Here is a 17,795-nt window from a genome sequence, read left to right as displayed (position 1 = left end):
GTTCCAACTGGCTGAAAGCTGGCTGGGGGCTGTGCTCTGCCCGTTCGGATGCGGGCAGAGAACAGCAGAAGGTAGGCCAGCGCGCAGCAACGGATTCGGCTGGTCAGCGGCGCGTGCTGAACGCCGCATCGAAGGCATCCGTCGGCGCGTCGAAAGCGAACGCCCGCACGAAGGCGAGCGCTTCGGGTGCGCCGACCAGCCGATCCATGCCGGCGTCCTCCCACTCCACTGAGAGCGGACCGTCGTAGCCGATGGTGTTGAGCATGCGGAAGCTGTCTTCCCACGGCACGTCGCCGTGGCCGGTCGAGATGAAATCCCAGCCGCGGCGAGGGTCGGCCCAGGCCAGCAGTGAGCCGAGGCGGCCGTTTCGACCATTGTTCAGGCGCTTCTTCGTGTCTTTGCAGTCGACGTGGTAGATGCGGTCTTGAAAATCCCAGAGAAAGCTGACCGGGTCGAGGTCTTGCCAGACGAAGTGGCTCGGGTCCCAGTTCAGGCCGAATGCGGGTCGGTGCCCGATGGCTTCGAGGGTGCGCACCGTCGTCCAATAGTCGAAGGCGATCTCACTCGGGTGTACCTCATGGGCGAAGCGCACGCCGACCTCGTCGAACACGTCGAGGATCGGGTTCCACCGGTCGGCGAAGTCCTGGTAGCCGGCATCGATGAGCTCTTGCGACACCGGCGGGAACATGGCCACATACTTCCAGATCGACGAGCCGGTAAACCCGATGACCGTCTTCACGCCGAGCTTCGCGGCGAGCCGGGCGGTGTTCTTCATCTCCTCGGCGGCGCGCTGGCGCACGCCCTCCGCGTCGCCGTCGCCCCAGATCGAGTCGGGCAGGATATCGCGGTGCCGCTGGTCGATCGGGTCGTCGCAGACGGCCTGGCCTTTGAGGTGGTTGGAGATGGCCCACACCTTCAGGTCGTACTTCTCGAGCACGGCCAGCTTGCCAGCGACATAGTCGGCGTCGTTCCACCGATCCGGGTCGAGATGGTCGCCCCAACACGCGATCTCCAGCCCGTCGTAGCCCCAGCCGGCAGCGAGCCGCGCTACTTCTTCGAAGGGAAGGTCGGCCCACTGGCCGGTGAACAGGGTGATGGGGCGGGGCATGAGTTCTCCTATTTCTGTGAGGCGAGTACGCGGGCGAGGGTGGGCGTCCAGGCGCTTCCATTGTCGGAGCTGGCCTCCACGGCAGCGAGCACCTGCTGTACCTGCAGGCCGTCAGCGAACGACGGGGTCGGCTGCACGCCGGCCGCGACGGCCTCGACGAAGTCCCTGGCCTGATGGGTGAAACCGTGCTCGTAGCCGAGCGTGTGCCCGGGGGGCCACCAGGCGGCCAGATACGGATGCTGCGGCTCGGTGACCAGAATTTTGGTGAACCCCTGCTGGCCGTTCGCGGTGGTGCCGTCGAAGAAGCTCAGGGCGTTGAGGTCTTCCAGGTCGAACGAGATCGCGCCCAAGGAGCCGGCCACCTCGATGCGGAAGGAATTCTTGCGGCCGGTACTGAAACGCGTGGCCTCGAAGCTGCCCAGCGCGCCGCCCTCGAACCGACCCGTGAACAGGGCCAGATCGTCGACCGTCACGGGGCCCTGCTCGGTGGTGCCCGTACCCGAGAGTCCCTGCCGGAGGCCAAGAAGTGGGCGTTCGGCCACGATCGTCTCGATGATGCCCGAAACGCTCACGAGTCGTTGCCCGGTGATGAACTGGGCGAGGTCGATGGCGTGGGCGCCGATATCGCCGAGCGCCCCGGAGCCGGCGAGCTCCTTCTGCAGGCGCCAGGTGAGCGGGGACTGCGGGTCGACGAGCCAATCCTGCAGGTAGTTCACCCGCACCTGGCGAATATCGCCGATCTTGCCGGCCGCGACAAAATCGCGGGCGAGTGTGGCTGCCGGGATTCGCCGATAGGTGAACCCGACCATGGCATACACGCCCAGGTCGAAGGCGCGAGCGGCGGCATCCGTCATCGCCTCGGCCTCGGCAACCGTGTTCGCGAGTGGTTTTTCGCACAACACATGTTTGCCGGCGTCGAGGGCGGCGATCGCGATCTCGGCGTGCGAGGTGCCCGGGGTGACGATGTCGATCACGTCGATATCCGGCCGGTCGATCACGGCCCGCCAGTCGGTGGAGGATTCGGCCCAGCCCCAGCGTTGGGCGGCCTCGTTGGCGCGAGCGGCGTCGCGCCCCACGAGAACACTCATCTCGGGCTGCGCTGCCAGGTCGAAGAAGCGGGGGGCGACGCGCCAGCCTTGGGAGTGCGCGGCGCCCATGAACCCGTGGCCGATCAGTGCGACGCGAAGCGGTGCGCTCATGTGAACTCTCTTCCTGTTGATGGTCACGGGGAGCACGACTCGCGTGCTCCCCGTGAGACGCGCCTGTGGTGCTTAGGACTCGAAGGCGGTCGGCAGGTACTTCTCCACGTTCTCACTGGTCACGACGGGGGCGTTCAGCACGATCCGGTTGGGAATCTCCACCTCGACGAGGTCGCTCATGGCTTTTTCCTGCACGAGCAGGCGGGCCAGGCGGATGCCGTCGGCCGCCTGGGTGGACGGATACACCACGGTGGCCTTCATCACGCTGTCGTCGGCCTGGATCAGGCGCATGGCGTTGGCGGATCCGGCGCCGCCGACCATGATGAACTCGTCGCGCCCGGCGGCGTCGATGGCCGCGAGCACCCCGATCCCCTGGTCATCGTCGTGGTTCCAGAGCGCGTCGATCTGCGGGGCGGCGGCGAGCAACTGCGAGGTGGTGGCCTCGCCGCCCGCTACGGTGAAGTCCGCGGAGACGCGGTTGGTGACGGACAGACCGCAATCGGAGAGCGCCTTGGCGAAGCCGGCGCTGCGCTCCTGGGTGAGGGGGAGGGAGTCGATGCCGGCGATCTCGGCGACCACGGCGTCGGGGTTATCGCCGAGTTCCTCGCAGATGTAGGTGCCGGCGCTGACGCCCATTCCGTAGTTGTCACCGAGGATGGTGGCGCGGGCGGCGAAGGTGCTCGAGAACTCGCGGTCCACATTGATCACCGGGATGCCGGCCTCCATGGCGCGGATGGCCACCTGCGTCAGGGCGGCGCCGTCGGTGGGCAGCAGCACGATGGCATCGACTTTATCGTTGATGAAGGTTTCGACCTGGCTGATCTGCAGGTTGGCATCGTTGGTACCCTCGGCAATCCTCAGGTCAACGTCGTCGTACTTGTCAGCCTCAGCGATGGCGGCGTTGTTGATGGCGCCAAGCCAGCCGTGGTCGGCCGCGGGACCGGAGTAGCCGATGGTGATGGTGTCGCCCTGGGCTTCGTTGCCCTCGACGCTCGCGTTCGTGGGTTGGGTGTTTGTGGTTGCACCGCCCGCGGTGCAACCGGTGATGAGGCCGACGACGGCCAGCGAGGTGCCGGCGGCGAAAAGAATTCTGCGACGGACAGTGCGTGGTGCAAGCATGTGTTTCCCTCTGGCTCGGTCATTGCTGCGGGTAATAGGAATGGCGCTGTGATGGCGGCCAGCGACGGATGCGGGGCAATTGTCGACCAGTTGAGATGTCGTCGACGCTGACGAGTTGAACGATAGCAGATGATGACGGTTTGCATGCAACTTATTGCTGTTCATCGACGTAAGTGCCATCGTTGTGTTAGATTTTCCGCATGATCACTGCCGACCATTCCGCACCATTACTCGAAGTGCGCGGGCTGAGAAAGAGTTTCGCCGGCGTTAAGGCCCTCCAGGGCGTCGATCTCGTCGTGCGACCCGGCGAGGTGCACTGCGTGCTCGGCCAAAACGGCGCGGGAAAATCCACCCTCATCAAGACGCTGTCCGGTGCCTACCAGCCCGACTCCGGTGAGATCTTCTGGCAGGGTGAACCGATCACCATCGGTGGCCCGGTCGCCGCCCTCGAACTCGGCATCGCCACCATGTACCAGGAACTCGACGTGGTCGACGGCCTCACGATCGCGGAGAACGTCTTTCTCGGCCACGAGCAGGCCACGGGCGGGCTGCTTCACGTGGCTTCGGCCAATGCCCGAACCGAGCAAATCCTCTCCCGCCTCGGTCACGGCGAAATCTCGCCGCGCATGGAGGTCGGCCAGCTCTCGGCCGCGAACAAGCAGATCGTGAGCATGGCCCGGGCCTTGAGCCGGGACACACGGCTGATCATCATGGATGAACCCAGTGCGGTGCTCGATTCCCAGGAAGTGGAGAATCTGTTCCGTGTCGTCGCCGAGCTCACTGCCCAGGGCATCGCCGTGGTCTACATCTCCCATCGACTGGCCGAAATTCGTCGCATCGGCGACCGCATCACCGTGATCAAGGACGGCAAGAGCATGGCCAACGGCTTGAGCGTGGCCGACACGTCCACTCCCGAACTCATCCGTCTGATGACGGGCCGCGACGTGGCCAACGTTTTTCCTGCCGCCACGCCGATCGCAGCGGATGCGCCGGTGGTGCTGGCCTGCCACCGGCTCGGAGTGCGCGGCGTGTTCAGCAATGTCTCCCTCGAGGTGCGGGCTGGGGAGGTCGTGGGGCTGGCCGGCCTCGTGGGATCGGGCCGCTCCGAAATTCTGGAAGCGATTTACGGCGCTCGCCGGAGCACGAGCGGTACCGTGACCGTGAACGGCACCGTACTGCGCGCCGGCTCGGTTGAGGCCGCGGTGAGTGCGGGCATCGGGCTGTCTCCCGAGGAACGCAAGAGCCAGGGACTGATCCTCGACGAACCTATCTTCAAGAACGTCACGCTGTCGTCGTTCGGGCGCTTCGCCCGCGGCGGGTTTCTGAACGAGCGGCGCGAGCGCCAGGCCGCGCGGGAGCAGATCGAGGCGCTCGAGCTGCGGCCGGCTGATCCAGACCTGGTCACCCGCACGCTGTCCGGCGGAAACCAGCAGAAAATCCTGCTCGCGCGTTGGCTCGTGCACGGCACTGCAGTACTCCTGCTCGACGAACCGACCAGAGGGGTGGACGTCGGTGCCCGCGCCGAGATCTACGGTCTCATTCGGCGTCTCGCCGAAGCCGGCACCGCCATCATCGTGGTCTCGAGCGAGATCGACGAGGTACTCGGCCTGGCCGACCGCGTGCTGGTCATCAGCGACGGCGCGGTTCTCACCACTACCAATTCCAACGAAATCGACGAGCCCGGTGTGCTCGATCTTGTCATGAGAGGAAGTGCCGCATGAGCGAGCAAATCACCCAGGCGGCCCCGCCGATCCCGCAGGCACACGTCTCCCCGCCCGGACGCCTGAAACGGACGCTGGGCGGCTCGGTGGGCCGCAACCTCGGGCTGGTCATCGCCTTCGCGCTGCTGATCCTGGTAGGAACCCTCACGGCGGGCGACCGATTCGCCAGCGTCGACAACTTCGTCACCATCATCCGCTTCGCCTCGATCGTCGGCGTGGTCTGCGTCGGAATGACCTTCGTGATCACGGCCGGGGGCATCGACCTATCGGTGGGTTCGGTGGTGGGCCTGTCGAGCGTGGTGGCGAGCCTCACCGCGGTACAGCTCGCCTCCGCGCAGTCGTCCTGGCTTCTGATCGTCGTGGTCGCGCTGGCCGTCGGCACCCTGGCCGGCTTCGTGAACGGCGTGGTGATAGCGTACGGCGGCGTCGTGGCGTTCATGGCAACGCTCGCCATGCTCGTGGGCGCGCGCGGCCTTGCCGAACTCATCTCGAACCGGTCGACCCAGATCGTGAACAACCAGGAATTTCTGAGCTTCTTTCGCGCCGACCTGCTCGGCGTGCCCATCCTGATCTGGATCTTTTTGATCGTGGCGGTAGCCGGCTGGGTGCTGCTCAACCGCACCACCTTCGGTCGACGTACAGTGGCCGTCGGCGGCAATGCCGAGGCGAGCCGCCTCGCCGGCATCAAAGTGAAGCGCCACATGGTGTACGTCTATATGCTCTCGGGCCTCACCGCCGGCATCGCCGGGGTGATGTTCCTCGGCCGCACCACGGTTGGTACGTCGACGCACGGCACGCTCCTTGAGCTCGACGTGATCGCGGCCGTCGTGGTGGGCGGCACTCTGTTGATCGGCGGGCGCGGGACCATCGTGGGATCCGTGCTCGGGATTCTCATTTTCAGCACGCTCACCAACGTCTTCACCCAGAACAACCTTTCGACCTCGGTGCAGAACGTGGCGAAGGGCGTCATCATCGTGGTCGCCGTGCTGTTGCAACAGCGTTTCGCCTCCCGCGGCAGCCGCAGCAAGTGACCGTACCGGGCAGCAGGGCGCCGGTCGTCTTCGATGATGGGATTGCCGAGACGGCCCTGCCGCACGGCGCTCAGGTCGAGACGGAGGTGCTGATCGTCGGGTCGGGTCCGGCCGGATCTGCCGCGGCACTGTTCCTCTCCACTCTCGGCGTCGCCAACATGATGATCACCAAGTACCGGTGGACGGCGAACACGCCGCGCGCCCACATCACCAACCAGCGCACGATGGAGATCTTTCGCGACGTCGGCATTGACGACGCGGTGCGGGCCGAGTCGACACCGAACGAGCTGATGGGTGACACGGTGTTCTGCACATCGATCGCCGGCGAGGAACTCGGTCGCATCCTCACCTTCGGTACGCACCCAGCCCGCCACGCGGACTACGAACTGGCCTCACCGGCCAGCACCTGTGACATTCCACAGACTTACCTCGAGCCGATCCTGGTGAAGAACGCCACGACGCGGGGAACCCAAACCAGGTTCTCGACGGAGTACCTCTCCCACGTGCAGGACGCGGAGGGGGTGAGCGTGCGCGTACTGGACCGGCTCACGGGAGCCGAGTTCAGCATCCGTGCAAAGTATCTGATCGGCGCCGACGGAGCACGCTCCCAGGTCGCTGCCGATATCGACCTGCCGATGGAGGGGGAGATGGATATCGCCGGATCGATGAACATCACCTTCACCGCCGACATCACGCCCTTCGTCGAGCATCGCCCCTCGGTGCTCTATTGGGTGGTGCAACCCGGGTCCAACATCGGCGGTATCGGCACGGGCCTGGTGCGCATGATCCGGCCGTGGAACCAGTGGCTTGTGGTGTGGGGTTACGACATCTCGCAAGAAGCCCCCGTGATTGATGAGGCCGCCGCTACGCAGATCGTGCGGAACCTGCTCGGCCTCCCCGACCTCGAGGTGGAGATTACCGGAACGTCGCTGTGGGGCAACAACGCCCAATACGCTACGAGGCTGCAGCGGGGGAGGGTGTTCTGCGTGGGAGACGCGGTGCACAAGCATCCGCCGAGCAATGGGTTGGGGTCGAACACCTCTATTCAGGATTCGTACAACCTGACCTGGAAGCTTGCCGCCGTGCTCGCCGGTACAGCGGGCCCCGACCTGCTGGAAACTTATTCCACGGAGCGCGCCCCGGTGGCCAGGCAGATCGTACTGCGCGCGAACAAGTCGGCCCGCGAGTTCGGCCAACTCTTCGACGCGCTCGGCGTGACCACGGCGCGCACCGAATCGGAGATGATCGAGATGATCGAGGAGCGCAAGGCGAACACCCCGGCGGGCGCAGCCAAACGGCAGGCCATCCAGGCCGCTATGGAGGTCAAGGACTACGAGTTCAACGCCCACGGCGTTGAGGTCGGGCAGTTCTATGAATCGACCGCCATCGTCGGCGACGGCTCGCGACGCCCGGAACCCGAGCGCGATCCCGAACTGTACTACCAGGCCTCGACCGTGCCGGGCTCGCGCCTGCCGCACGCCTGGGTAGGAGACAGCGTGCACAGGATCTCGACCCACGATCTCGCCCCCTTCTCGCAGTTCACGCTCATCACCGGCATCACCGGATCAGCCTGGGCGGAGGCCGCGGCGCGCGTCGGTGAGCGGCTCGGCGTCAAGCTTGAAACCGTGATCATCGGCCCTGGCCAGCCCGTCACTGACCTGTACTTCGACTGGGCCAGGCTGCGCGAGGTGGCCGAGGACGGTGTCGTGCTCGTGCGCCCCGACAAACACATCGGCTGGCGGTCGTACCGGCTCGCCGAACATCCGGAAGAGGCCGTGTTCACCGCGATGACCGCGATGCTCAGCCGCGCCGACAGCCGCGCCGACAGCCGCGTCTTTGCCGGGCAGTCGGCATGAGCCGCGCATGATGACCCCGGATGCCTTCGCCCGTCTCGTGCGCCTCCCCGCCGCGCTCACCGCGCCCGGCGATACCCTGGCGGGGGCCGCTGCCTCCGGCCGCTCCCTCGGCCCGCACACCGTTCTGCTTCCGCTGTGCTCGACCCTCATCTACTGGGCGGGCATGGCACTAAACGATTACGCCGACCGGGCACTTGACGCGGTGGAGCGCCCGGAACGACCGATTCCGGCCGGCGATGTGACACCCACCGAGGCCCTCGCTGTGGCGATCGTTCTCACCACGGCCGGCGTCGGCATGGCCGCGCTGAGCGGCGGACGGCGGGCCCTCGCGGTCGCGCTCCCACTGGCCGCAAGCGTCTGGGCCTACGACCTGGTGTTCAAATCCACCCCGTTCGGCCCGGTCTCGATGGCGGCCACCCGATTGCTCGACGTGCTGCTCGGCGCCGGTTCGGTACCGGCAGCACTGCCGGCGGCGCTCACCGTGTTCACCCACACCCTCGGCACCACCACCCTCAGTCTCGACGAAGTGCACGGATCCAAGAACGGCGTGGTGGGTACCCTGGCCGTCGCGGGCACGACCGGCGCCGCCGTGATGGCCGCTTTCGGCCGAGTTCGGCAGCCTGCTAACAAATGGCTGCCCCGGGTCGTCGGGGCCGCCCTCGCGACCGTCTACCTCGGCACCGTTGCCCCTGCCCAGCTACGCGCTCGGAACACACGCGCCGCCGCCGACGTGCGCCGAGCGGTCGGAGCCTCGGTCATCGGCACGATCGGCCTGCAGGCGGCGCTGATCGCGCGGTCCGGCGCAGTGGGCACCGGCCTGGCCGTCGCAGCCCTGCTGCCGCTTGGCCGGCGCCTCACCCGGAGGGTGTCCGCCACATGAGCGTCGCAACGCCCCAGGCCACGGGGGCGCACCAGTGAGCGGCCCCGCCTTGCACGACCACCTGACCGACGCCGGTTCGATCTGGCTGGAATCTGCCCGGGTCGACATTGAGCATCATCCGGCAGCGATCACTCGGTACTTCCCAGCGGTGTCCCGGCGCTGTGGGCGCGCCCCACTCCGGCACGATGATGTGCAGGGCCTGCGCTACGGTACCGTCGACGATGCGGCTCGCGGCGTACTTCTGGGCGCACTCGCCGGTGCGGCCCGCGTCGATCTTCTGGATGACCTGTATCGTCACGGCGATGCCGGCGAGAAACGCGGAGTGCTGCGCGGGCTGCACCTGCTCGATGATCCCAACGTTTCGCCCGGCACTGGCACTGGCACTGGCATCGGTTCGAAACTCCTGACACTCGTCGAAGACGCGCTCCGTACCAATGATGTGCGCCTGATCGCCGCTGCCCTGCAACCGTATGGCGCGCACCACCTCGGCCTCGAGGCGTACCGCCACGCCGTCGTCAAGTGCGTCTTTATGGGTATTCCCTTGCTCGTGATCGCGAATCTCACCACACGCCAGGATGCCGAACTCGCCCGGATGCTCGTCGACCTCGCCCACGAACGCAACGCAGCCGGTCGCGATATTCCCGCCGATATCGCCGCAGTGGTCGCCGCGTTTCCCGAGTGCCTGGACCGTACGGACCTCCCGATGGCCCTGCTCAGCGAACTGCTGACCGCCCACCACATCCATAAGGAATAAGGACCACACATGCGCATCATGGACCCGCACATTCACATGAGTTCCCGCACGACCACCGACTACGAGGCCATGTACGCGGCGGGGGTGCGCGCGGTCGTCGAGCCGGCCTTCTGGCTCGGCCAGCCGCGGTCGAGTGTCGCGTCGTTCATCGATTACTTCGACGCCCTGGTCGGTTGGGAACCGTTCCGGGCCAGCCAGTTCGGTATCCGCCACTTCTGCACGATCGGGCTCAACCCCAAGGAGGCCGGCGACCCGCGCCTGGCCGGCGTGCTCGACATTCTGCCGCGTTACCTTGAGAAGGACGGCGTCGTCGCCGTGGGTGAACTCGGGTACGACTCGATGACCCCGGAGGAAGACCGCGCCTTCGCCGCCCAGCTCGCGCTCGCCGTGGCCCACGAACTCCCCGCGCTCGTGCACACCCCGCACCGCGACAAGGTCGCCGGCACCCGCCGCACCCTCGACGTGGTGCGGGAGAGTGGCATCGCGCCCGGCATGGTCGTCGTCGACCACCTCAACGAGGTCACCGTGCACGAGGTCGTCGATTCCGGCTGCTGGATGGGCTTCAGCATCTACCCTGACACCAAGATGGACCCCACCCGCATGGTCGCCGTGCTGAAAGACGTGGGGCTCGACCGCGTGCTCGTCAACTCGGCCGCCGACTGGGGGCGCAGCGACCCCCTCACCACGCTGCATACCGGTGAGGCCATGCTCGCCGCCGGTTTCGACGACGACGATGTCGACCGCATCCTCTGGCGCAACCCGGTGGAGTTCTTCGGCCAGAGTGGTCGCCTCGACCTCGATGAACCCAGCGACACAACGGATGCCGCGGTGCCGGCCGAGTTCGCCGGCAACTCCATCATGCGCGGTGCCCGCGCATGACCAGCCCTCCAGCCGAGACGCAGAACGGGCCCACTCCGTTGCTCGTCATCGATGTCGCCGGGCTGACCCTGCGGCTGCTCGCCGTGATGCCGCACCTGCAGGGCGTCGCGGCCAGCGGCTTTTCGGCCGAGCTCGGCACCGTACTGCCCGCCGTGACGTGCTCGGCGCAGTCCACCTTTCTCACCGGGCTCACGCCGGCCGAACACGGGATCGTGGGCAACGGCTGGTACCTGCGCGATATCGGTGAGGTCAACCTCTGGCGCCAGCACAATCGGCTGGTCGGCGGCGAGAAGGTCTGGGAGACGGCCCGCCGCACGAATCCCGGCTACCGGGTGGCGAACGTGTGTTGGTGGTACGCCATGGGCGCCACGACCGACGTCACGATCACCCCGCGCCCCGTCTATCACGCCGACGGACGCAAGAGCCCGGATGCCTACATCCGTCCACCCGAACTGCACGACGAACTCGTGTCCAAGCTCGGAGCGTTCCCACTCTTCACCTACTGGGGGCCGACCGCGGGCATGGCCTCCTCGCGCTGGATCGTGGGCGCGGCCCGGCACGTGCTGCCACAGCACGACCTCACGCTCGTCTACGTGCCGCACCTCGACTACGACCTGCAACGCTTCGGCCCAGACGACCCGCGCTCCATCAACGCCGCACGAGAACTCGACGCGGTCCTGGCGCCGCTGCTCGACGACGCCACCCGGCTCGGCGTGACCATCGTGGTACTCAGCGAATACGGCATCACGAACGTCGACCAGCCGGTCGACGTGAACCGCATGCTGCGCCGCGAAGGCCTGCTCGAGGTGCACACCAATACGAGCGGTGAGCTGCTCGACCCCTGGACAAGCCGGGCATTCGCCGTCGCCGACCACCAGCTCGCGCACGTCTACGTGCAGGACGTCGCCGATGTGCCGCGCGTGCGCGTGCTGCTCGAAGCGCTGCCGGGCGTGGATGAGGTACTCGACGCTGAAGGCCAGGCCCGCTACGGCCTCGACCACGAGCGGAGCGGCGAGCTCGTGGCCATCGCGCAGAAACAGGCCTGGTTCACCTACTATTACTGGCTCGACGACGCCCTGGCGCCCGACTTCGCGCGGGGAGTGGAGATTCACAAGAAGCCCGGCTACGACCCCGCCGAACTGTTTTTCGACCCCGACGACCGTTTCGTCAAACTGCGCGCCGCCCGTAACCTCGCAAAAAAGAAGGTGGGGTTGCGCTACGCCATGGACGTCGTGCCGCTGGATCCCTCCTGCGTACGCGGTTCTCACGGGCGCCTGCCGGAGAGTGCTGCCGACGGTCCCGTGCTGCTCTGCTCCGACCCGGCGGCCGCCAGGGGCAGCATTGCCGCCACAGACGTACGTGACCTGCTTCTGCAGCTCGCCGGTCTGAAACAGCCCGTCGGCCTCAGTCACCCCGCCGCGGTGTAGCCGCCCCGGCACCCAGCGCACAACAACGGCGCCCCCTCGCAGGGGCGCCGTTATTGTACCAGAGGAGAGCGCTAGAAGCGCACGTTCCGCAGGTAGTTGTAACCCACTTCTGCGCTCTGCAGCGGGGTCACGTCAGGCTGGTCGTTCTCGACCGCATACAGCTTCACCGGGTGGGCGTCGAAGATGCGGGCGAAGTCGATCGTGCCGGTGCCGAGGTCGGCGAATCCACCGGCCACATCGCGGTCCTTCACGTGGTATTCGAGCACCTTCTGCGGGGCATCCTTGATCACGTCGATCGCGAACTGCACCGGGTCAGCAGCTCCGACACCGACACCACCCGTCACGGCCCAATACAGGTCCACCTCGAGGTGCACGAGTTTCGGGTCGAGCCGGGTCGTGAAGATGTCCCACGGGGTGAGCCCGCCACCGAGGTCGGTCGTGAACTCGTGGGCGTGGTTGTGGTACCCGTACTTGATCCCCGCAGCCTGGGCAACGGATGCCTCGGCGTTCATCTGGTCAGCCCACAGGCGCCAGTCGTCGGCCACGCTCGAGGCCAAATAGGGAACATTCAGGTATGTCTGCCCCAGCGTCACTGCGCCGGCGATCTTGGACTGCAACGCCGCCGGCGAGCCGCTGATACCGTCGTGGCTTGAGCTCGGCGTGATGCCGAGCTCGTCGAGGTAGGCGCGCATGGCCGCCGGAGTGCGGCCGTAAAGACCGGCAAGTTCTACCTTGGTATACCCGTAGTCCGCGAGCGCTTCGAAGGTAGCATCAACGCCGTCGCCCCTCATGATCGACCGAAGCGTGTACAGCTGGATGCTGATCAGCCCCGGCGGCACCTTGCGACCCTGACCCGGCTTGCCTCCCGGGCCTGCTGTGGCAGAGCTCAGGCCCGGGGCCGCCATGGCCGAGCTTGCGCCGGCGACGGCGAGGCCGGCCCCCGCTCCCGCCGTCAGTGCGCCGCGCAAAAAGTTGCGGCGGTTGAGATTCTTCCTGCCGTCGAGCGATTTGTTGAGTTCTCTCGCTCCGTCAAATCCGAAACACATGTGATTACCTTTCGTGGGTAGTTTTTTCTGATACGGAACTAGTTCGAGCGCAGCGCAACCTCGGCGCTGCCGGTGAGCGGTCCTGAGGAGTCGCCGCCGGCATCCGTGTATGAGGCGTTGAAGACCCCGGACAGGTCATCGGTCTCCGGGTTGTGGCCGGAGGGGACCGTGGTGGTGATGGTTCCCGAGCAGCCGCCTGCGGTGGTGATCGGGTGGCCGTGCGAGTCGTGGCCCAGAATGTAGGTCACGGTCACGAGCGAGCAGTCCACCGGCTGGTCATCGGTGACCAGGACTTCGTAGGCCACCGTGTCGCCGAATTGGAAGTCCTGGCCCACTGCGGGGGTGACGAAGGTCACGACCGGAGCCTGGTTGCCCACCTCGATCTCCACCTCTGCGGAGGCGTAGCGTCCTCGATCCTTGCCACCGGAATCCGTCACCTGCAGTGAAGCCGTGAAGGCGCCATCCGTCTCGTAGGTATGGGTGGGGTGCTGCTCGAGGGAGTCGACGACCCCGTCGGACTCGAAGTCCCAGGCGTAGCTGAGCTTGTCGCCTTCGGGATCGGTGGTGCCTGCACTGGAGAACTCCACGGTGAGCGGCGAGGCGCCAGTGGTCGGCGTGGCCGAGGCCATAGGGAGGGGCGAGCGGTTGCCCATTTCGCCCACGAAGTCGATGCGCGAGAGCTGCGCGTCGGGGTTCTGCGCGAAGTACCCGTCGCCGTATTCGAGAACGTAGAGCGCGCCGTTGGGGCCGAACTCCATGTCGATCGGGTTGTCGACGATGATCGAATCCACGACGGCTTCGATCTTCGTCAGCTCACCGTCGGTGAGGGTCATACCCTTGATGTAGTCGCGAGTCCACTCGTACATCATCGACATGCCGTCGTAGTACTCGGGCCAGGCAACGGATGCCTTACCCGTCGACGCCTTTTTGTCGAAGTCATACGCGGGGCCGGCCATCGGACCGATACCACCGGTCTCGAGCTCCGGGAACTCGGCGGACAACCCGTAGCCGTACCAAACTTCGGGCTGGGCAACGGGAGGCAACTCCCGCAGGCCGGTGTTGCGTGGCGAGTCGTTCACGGGAGCTGCGCAGTCAAATGTTTCGCCGGAGACGCCGGTGGCGAAGTCGAAGTCCACATACGGCAGCTCGGCGGTGGCGCAGTATGGCCAGCCGTAGTTTGCCGCTTCGGTGATACTCGTCCACTTGCCAGTACCGGCCGGGCCGCGCAGGGGATCGGCGGTCCGGGAATCCGGGGAGTAGTCGCCAACGTACAGCTCGCCGGTCTTCTGGTTGAGCTCGATGCGGAACGGGTTGCGCATGCCCATCACGTAGATTTCCGGGCGGGTGAGATCGGTGCCCGGGGCGAACAGGTTGCCGTTTGGTATCGTGTAGCCGCCCTCGGCACCCGGGGTGATGCGCAGAATCTTGCCGCGCAGGTCATTCGTGTTGGCTGCACTGCGCTGGGCGTCGAATGCGGGATTGCTCTCAATTCGCTCGTCGATCGGTACGAAGCCGTCGGAGGAGAACGGGTTCGAATCGTCGCCGGTGGAGAGGTAGAGGTTGCCGGCCGCGTCGAAGACGATGTCTCCGCCCACGTGGCAGCAGATGCCGCGATCCACGTCGACATCGAGGATCTTCTGCTCGCTCGCAAGGTCGAAGACGGCACCGTCGAACTGGAACCGCGACAGGGTGATCGATCCCTTGAACGGGGCGAAGTCCTGCGCCGAGCCGGTGATCGGGGCGTCGCCCTCGTTCACGCCAACGGTTGCGGGGTCGTCGACCGGAGTATTCAGCGGTGCGGAGTAGTACAGGTAGATCCAGTTATTTCCTGTCGTGCCGAACTTCGGGTCCAGGGCGATGCTCTGCAGCCCCTCTTCGTCGTGCTGGTACACCTCGAGTGACGCGGCGAGGGTGTTGAGTCCGGTTTGCGCGTCGTTGAGCCAGATGTCACCGGCGCGGGTGGTGTGCAGCACGTCGTTATTGGGCAGCACAGCCAGGTCGAGCGGCTCGCCCGGCGTGGCGTCGAGGGTGACCTTCTGAAAGCTCGAGTCCGCGGGAGCTGCCGGGGTGGGGGTGCCGGGTGTACCCGGGGGCGCTTGGTCCCCCGGGGCCGCTAGTGCCGGCGTCGCGGTGAGGGCAGCGACTACAAGGGTGGCCATCGCCGCCCCTGCAGTCAGTCGAAGTCCGTGCTTCGTTCGCATATCTGGTTCTCCTCGTTGAGATCAGGGCGCAACTCTCAGGTGAGCGGGCCGGTGTCGCCACGGTATGGGAATACTTCGGTGTTTGAATAACCGGAAGAACCAACATCTATTTACCGCTCGGTGCCGTCACAGAAATTCATGTCCGGCTCGGGAGGCTGCACCGGGGGAACACCCGACGGCACCGAACTACAAACCCCCTTATTTTTGACCTCATGGGGTTTCGCGTTGGGTGCCCTAGTGTGGGGGGTATGCCAAAGCCGGCACAACCTGCCTACCCGAACTCGTATGCCGACCTGCGCCTGTGGTTCGATGAACAGTGGAAGTGCCTCGACTATCTCGACTGGTTGCGATGGCCGCACGGATTCCAGTGCCCGAACTGTGCGCACCAGCACGGCTGGCGGGAGGCGCACCAGCGATGGCGGTGCGCGGGCTGCGGCAAACGAATTTCCGTGACGGCTGGAACTATTTTTCACGGCACCCGCACCGAGCTCATGGTGTGGTTCAGCGCCGCGTGGCTGCTCGTGAACAGCAAGGCCGGGCTGTCGGCGACCCAGCTGCACCGGGAGTCCGAGCTCGGCTCGTTGCAGACCGCCTGGGCCATGCTGCACCGCTTCCGTTCGGTCATGGTGCAACCGGGCCGGGAACGCCTGCGCGGCAACGTGGAGGTCGACGTGTCCTACCTTGGCGGGTCGGTCCCCGGTCGCGGTTCCCTGGGCCGTGTGCTGTTCGCGGTTGCTGTCGAAGTAGGTGCCGACGGTCTGGGTCGTACCCATGTAGCGCGAATCCCGAGCGCCGGGACCGCGCAGCTGGCCACCTTCATGCTGGATTCCATCGAGCCCGGCAGCCGCGTCGTGACCCACGACTGGTCGGCCTTTCCGGCGCTCATTCGGGACCGGTACCTGCACCTGGCCCGACCGACCGTGGCGCCGGGTTTCGCCACTCGCGAGGTGCTTCCCGCCGTGCGCCGGGTGGTGTTCCAGGCGAATCACTGGTTGATGGGGCCGCGGCAGGGCGCCGTCAGCGCCGAGCACTTGCCCGCCTACGTCGACGAGTGGGTGTTTCGGTTTAATCGCCGTCACTCCACTAGTCGCGGTCAGCTTTTCCACGCCCTGTTGGGGTACGCCGTGGCCGGACAGCCGGTGACCTACCAGTCGCTGCTGAAGACAGGGCGCACCCGGCCAGCGGCCGGCGTGCCGTACCCGGCACCCCGATCGGGGTCCCCGGCGCTGCCCTGGCGCTGACCCGCGGTGAACGGAGCCGTCGTAGTGCTGCGGTGACCTGCGAGGCCGCCGCGGCGGCATCCGCTCGGAAAGTATCGAAGTTCGAATGATTAGTATGATTGAATTGCCTGATGGTCGACATAAGTCACGTCAACGCCCTCGGTCCGGCCGGCGCGAGTGACCTTTTTCAGGTGTTGCGCGATGGTCAGCCGCGAACGCGCACGGAACTAGCCGACCTCTCCGGACTGGCCCGCTCCACCGTAGCCCTGCGCGTCGACGCGCTCACGCGCCTCGGTCTCGTCGGCCCGGCCGGCAACGCCACCTCTACTGGTGGCCGACCCTCATCGCAGTTTGCCCTGCAATCGGGCAACAAATTCGTGCTGGCCGTGGACATCGGCGCGAGCCATATTCGGATCGCCCTGAGTGACCTGGGTGGAAGAAGCCTCGTGCAGGACTCGACCTTTCTGGAAATCTCGGACGGGCCCGAGATCGTGTTGAACTGGGTCATCGAGGCCGGTGCGCGACTGTTCAGCGACAGCAAGCGGTCAACGGCCGACCTGCTCGCGATCGGCGTGGGCCTGCCCGGCCCGGTTGAGCACACCAGCGGCCGGCCGATCAACCCGCCGATCATGCCGGGCTGGGACCGCTTCGATGTTCCCGGCTGGCTGCAACAGCACTTTCGGGTTCCCGTGCTCGTCGACAACGACGTGAACCTCATGGCGCTCGGCGAACGAGAATTCGCCTGGTCGAGCACGGACCACCTCATCTTCATGAAGGTCGCCACCGGCATTGGCGCCGGCGTCATCTCGGGCGGCTACCTGCAGCGCGGCGCGCAGGGCATTGCCGGCGACCTCGGGCACGTGCAGATTGCCCGCGGCGTGGGCGTGCCGTGCCGCTGCGGCAATGATGGCTGCCTCGAAGCCGTGGCCTCCGGGGCGGCGCTCACGCGATTGCTGGCCGCCCAGGGGCTGCCGGTGACAACGAGCCAGCACGTGGTCGACCTCGTGAAGCAGGGCAACCTCGAGGCTATTCGGGCCGTGCGTCAGGCCGGACGGGATATGGGGGAGGTGCTCACCATGTGTGTCAACTTGATCAATCCCTCGGTCATCGTGCTCGGCGGGTCGATGGCACAGGCCGGCGAACACCTGATCGCGGGCGTGCGGGAGATCGTTTACTCGCGCTCCAACCCGCTCGCTACCCAGCACCTGCAGATTACCCAGTCCAGCGCCGGACCCAATGCCGCCATCCTGGGTGCGAGCATGCTGGCCATCCACCACGCGCTCTCGCCCGAGCGCATCGAGGCCATGGTCGTGTCGCTCGCCCTCTGACGCCAGCGTTCTGACCCGTCCCGTGC

The 17,795-nt window shown here is 66.3% G+C and carries 14 protein-coding genes; 9 read left to right on the top strand and 5 right to left on the bottom strand.

Annotation, left to right across the window (positions count from 1 at the left end; translation table 11 throughout):
• Positions 1 to 103 precede the first annotated feature (103 nt).
• The 3 genes from E3T27_RS06745 to E3T27_RS06735 all read right to left on the bottom strand — a co-directional run bounded on the left by E3T27_RS06745 (position 104) and on the right by E3T27_RS06735 (position 3,426).
• The gene (locus E3T27_RS06745; RefSeq protein ID WP_104196768.1) at positions 104 to 1,108 is read right to left on the bottom strand and encodes a sugar phosphate isomerase/epimerase family protein; all 1,005 of its coding nucleotides are present in this window, start codon (positions 1,106 to 1,108) and stop codon (positions 104 to 106) included.
• Positions 1,109 to 1,116: 8 nt separating this feature from the next.
• Positions 1,117 to 2,307 (bottom strand): Gfo/Idh/MocA family protein, encoded by a 1,191-nt coding sequence (locus tag E3T27_RS06740; protein ID WP_174722190.1) that lies wholly within the window; start codon positions 2,305 to 2,307, stop codon positions 1,117 to 1,119.
• A gap of 72 nt (positions 2,308 to 2,379) precedes the next feature.
• Positions 2,380 to 3,426, bottom strand: coding sequence for a substrate-binding domain-containing protein (locus E3T27_RS06735; RefSeq protein ID WP_134572023.1), 1,047 nt, complete (start codon positions 3,424 to 3,426; stop codon positions 2,380 to 2,382).
• Positions 3,427 to 3,626: 200 nt separating this feature from the next.
• On the opposite strand from E3T27_RS06735, the gene E3T27_RS06730 reads away from it, so the two are divergent.
• The 7 genes from E3T27_RS06730 to E3T27_RS06700 are packed head-to-tail and all read left to right on the top strand — an operon-like array spanning position 3,627 to position 11,974.
• Positions 3,627 to 5,147: a sugar ABC transporter ATP-binding protein gene (locus tag E3T27_RS06730; RefSeq protein ID WP_174722189.1), complete on the top strand. Its 1,521-nt coding sequence runs from the start codon at positions 3,627 to 3,629 to the stop codon at positions 5,145 to 5,147.
• Entirely contained in the window at positions 5,144 to 6,178 is a 1,035-nt protein-coding gene (locus tag E3T27_RS06725; RefSeq protein WP_104196766.1) for an ABC transporter permease, read from the top strand. The genes E3T27_RS06730 and E3T27_RS06725 overlap by 4 nt, the downstream gene beginning before the upstream one ends.
• The gene (locus E3T27_RS06720) at positions 6,175 to 8,034 is read left to right on the top strand and encodes an FAD-dependent oxidoreductase (protein WP_134572022.1); all 1,860 of its coding nucleotides are present in this window, start codon (positions 6,175 to 6,177) and stop codon (positions 8,032 to 8,034) included. The genes E3T27_RS06725 and E3T27_RS06720 overlap by 4 nt, the downstream gene beginning before the upstream one ends.
• Positions 8,035 to 8,041: 7 nt before the next feature.
• Complete coding sequence (locus E3T27_RS06715) at positions 8,042 to 8,914, top strand: SCO3242 family prenyltransferase (RefSeq protein WP_241992157.1); 873 nt, start codon at positions 8,042 to 8,044, stop codon at positions 8,912 to 8,914.
• Between the two features lie 34 nt (positions 8,915 to 8,948).
• The gene (locus E3T27_RS06710) at positions 8,949 to 9,668 is read left to right on the top strand and encodes an EboA domain-containing protein (protein WP_174722188.1); all 720 of its coding nucleotides are present in this window, start codon (positions 8,949 to 8,951) and stop codon (positions 9,666 to 9,668) included.
• A gap of 9 nt (positions 9,669 to 9,677) precedes the next feature.
• Positions 9,678 to 10,547, top strand: coding sequence for a TatD family hydrolase (locus tag E3T27_RS06705; RefSeq protein WP_134572021.1), 870 nt, complete (start codon positions 9,678 to 9,680; stop codon positions 10,545 to 10,547).
• A complete protein-coding gene (locus tag E3T27_RS06700) occupies positions 10,544 to 11,974 on the top strand; it encodes an alkaline phosphatase family protein (RefSeq protein ID WP_134572020.1) in 1,431 nt (476 codons plus the stop codon). Before E3T27_RS06705 ends, E3T27_RS06700 begins: the two co-directional genes overlap by 4 nt.
• Positions 11,975 to 12,045: 71 nt before the next feature.
• Here the strand turns inward: E3T27_RS06700 and E3T27_RS06695 are convergent, their stop codons facing one another.
• Positions 12,046 to 13,020, bottom strand: a complete 975-nt coding sequence (locus tag E3T27_RS06695; RefSeq protein ID WP_134572019.1) for a sugar phosphate isomerase/epimerase family protein — start codon at positions 13,018 to 13,020, stop codon at positions 12,046 to 12,048.
• Between the two features lie 38 nt (positions 13,021 to 13,058).
• Positions 13,059 to 15,179 carry a PQQ-dependent sugar dehydrogenase gene (locus E3T27_RS06690; RefSeq protein ID WP_198416496.1) on the bottom strand — a complete coding sequence of 707 codons (2,121 nt, stop codon included), beginning with the start codon at positions 15,177 to 15,179 and terminating at the stop codon, positions 13,059 to 13,061.
• 290 nt (positions 15,180 to 15,469) lie between these two features.
• On the opposite strand from E3T27_RS06690, the gene E3T27_RS06685 reads away from it, so the two are divergent.
• Positions 15,470 to 16,462 carry an IS1595 family transposase gene (locus E3T27_RS06685; protein ID WP_166786131.1) on the top strand — a complete coding sequence of 331 codons (993 nt, stop codon included), beginning with the start codon at positions 15,470 to 15,472 and terminating at the stop codon, positions 16,460 to 16,462.
• 110 nt (positions 16,463 to 16,572) lie between these two features.
• Positions 16,573 to 17,769 (top strand): ROK family transcriptional regulator, encoded by a 1,197-nt coding sequence (locus E3T27_RS06680; protein WP_174722187.1) that lies wholly within the window; start codon positions 16,573 to 16,575, stop codon positions 17,767 to 17,769.
• Positions 17,770 to 17,795: the final 26 nt, after the last annotated feature.

This window comes from Cryobacterium lyxosi, assembly GCF_004403345.1.
Taxonomy (GTDB): Bacteria; Actinomycetota; Actinomycetes; order Actinomycetales; family Microbacteriaceae; genus Cryobacterium; species Cryobacterium lyxosi.
This window is presented reverse-complemented; position numbering and strand designations above follow the sequence as displayed.

Bases quoted from the DNA above. Each gene is read 5' to 3' on its own strand.
- E3T27_RS06690 (WP_198416496.1), bottom strand. From the start codon at position 15,179: ATGGCCACCCTTGTAGTCGCTGCCCTCACCGCGACGCCGGCACTAGCG.
- E3T27_RS06715 (WP_241992157.1), top strand. From the start codon at position 8,042: ATGATGACCCCGGATGCCTTCGCCCGTCTCGTGCGCCTCCCCGCCGCG.
- E3T27_RS06680 (WP_174722187.1), top strand. From the start codon at position 16,573: ATGGTCGACATAAGTCACGTCAACGCCCTCGGTCCGGCCGGCGCGAGT.
- E3T27_RS06740 (WP_174722190.1), bottom strand. From the start codon at position 2,307: ATGAGCGCACCGCTTCGCGTCGCACTGATCGGCCACGGGTTCATGGGC.
- E3T27_RS06730 (WP_174722189.1), top strand. From the start codon at position 3,627: ATGATCACTGCCGACCATTCCGCACCATTACTCGAAGTGCGCGGGCTG.
- E3T27_RS06700 (WP_134572020.1), top strand. From the start codon at position 10,544: ATGACCAGCCCTCCAGCCGAGACGCAGAACGGGCCCACTCCGTTGCTC.
- E3T27_RS06745 (WP_104196768.1), bottom strand. From the start codon at position 1,108: ATGCCCCGCCCCATCACCCTGTTCACCGGCCAGTGGGCCGACCTTCCC.
- E3T27_RS06695 (WP_134572019.1), bottom strand. From the start codon at position 13,020: ATGTGTTTCGGATTTGACGGAGCGAGAGAACTCAACAAATCGCTCGAC.
- E3T27_RS06685 (WP_166786131.1), top strand. From the start codon at position 15,470: ATGCCAAAGCCGGCACAACCTGCCTACCCGAACTCGTATGCCGACCTG.
- E3T27_RS06705 (WP_134572021.1), top strand. From the start codon at position 9,678: ATGCGCATCATGGACCCGCACATTCACATGAGTTCCCGCACGACCACC.
- E3T27_RS06725 (WP_104196766.1), top strand. From the start codon at position 5,144: ATGAGCGAGCAAATCACCCAGGCGGCCCCGCCGATCCCGCAGGCACAC.
- E3T27_RS06735 (WP_134572023.1), bottom strand. From the start codon at position 3,426: ATGCTTGCACCACGCACTGTCCGTCGCAGAATTCTTTTCGCCGCCGGC.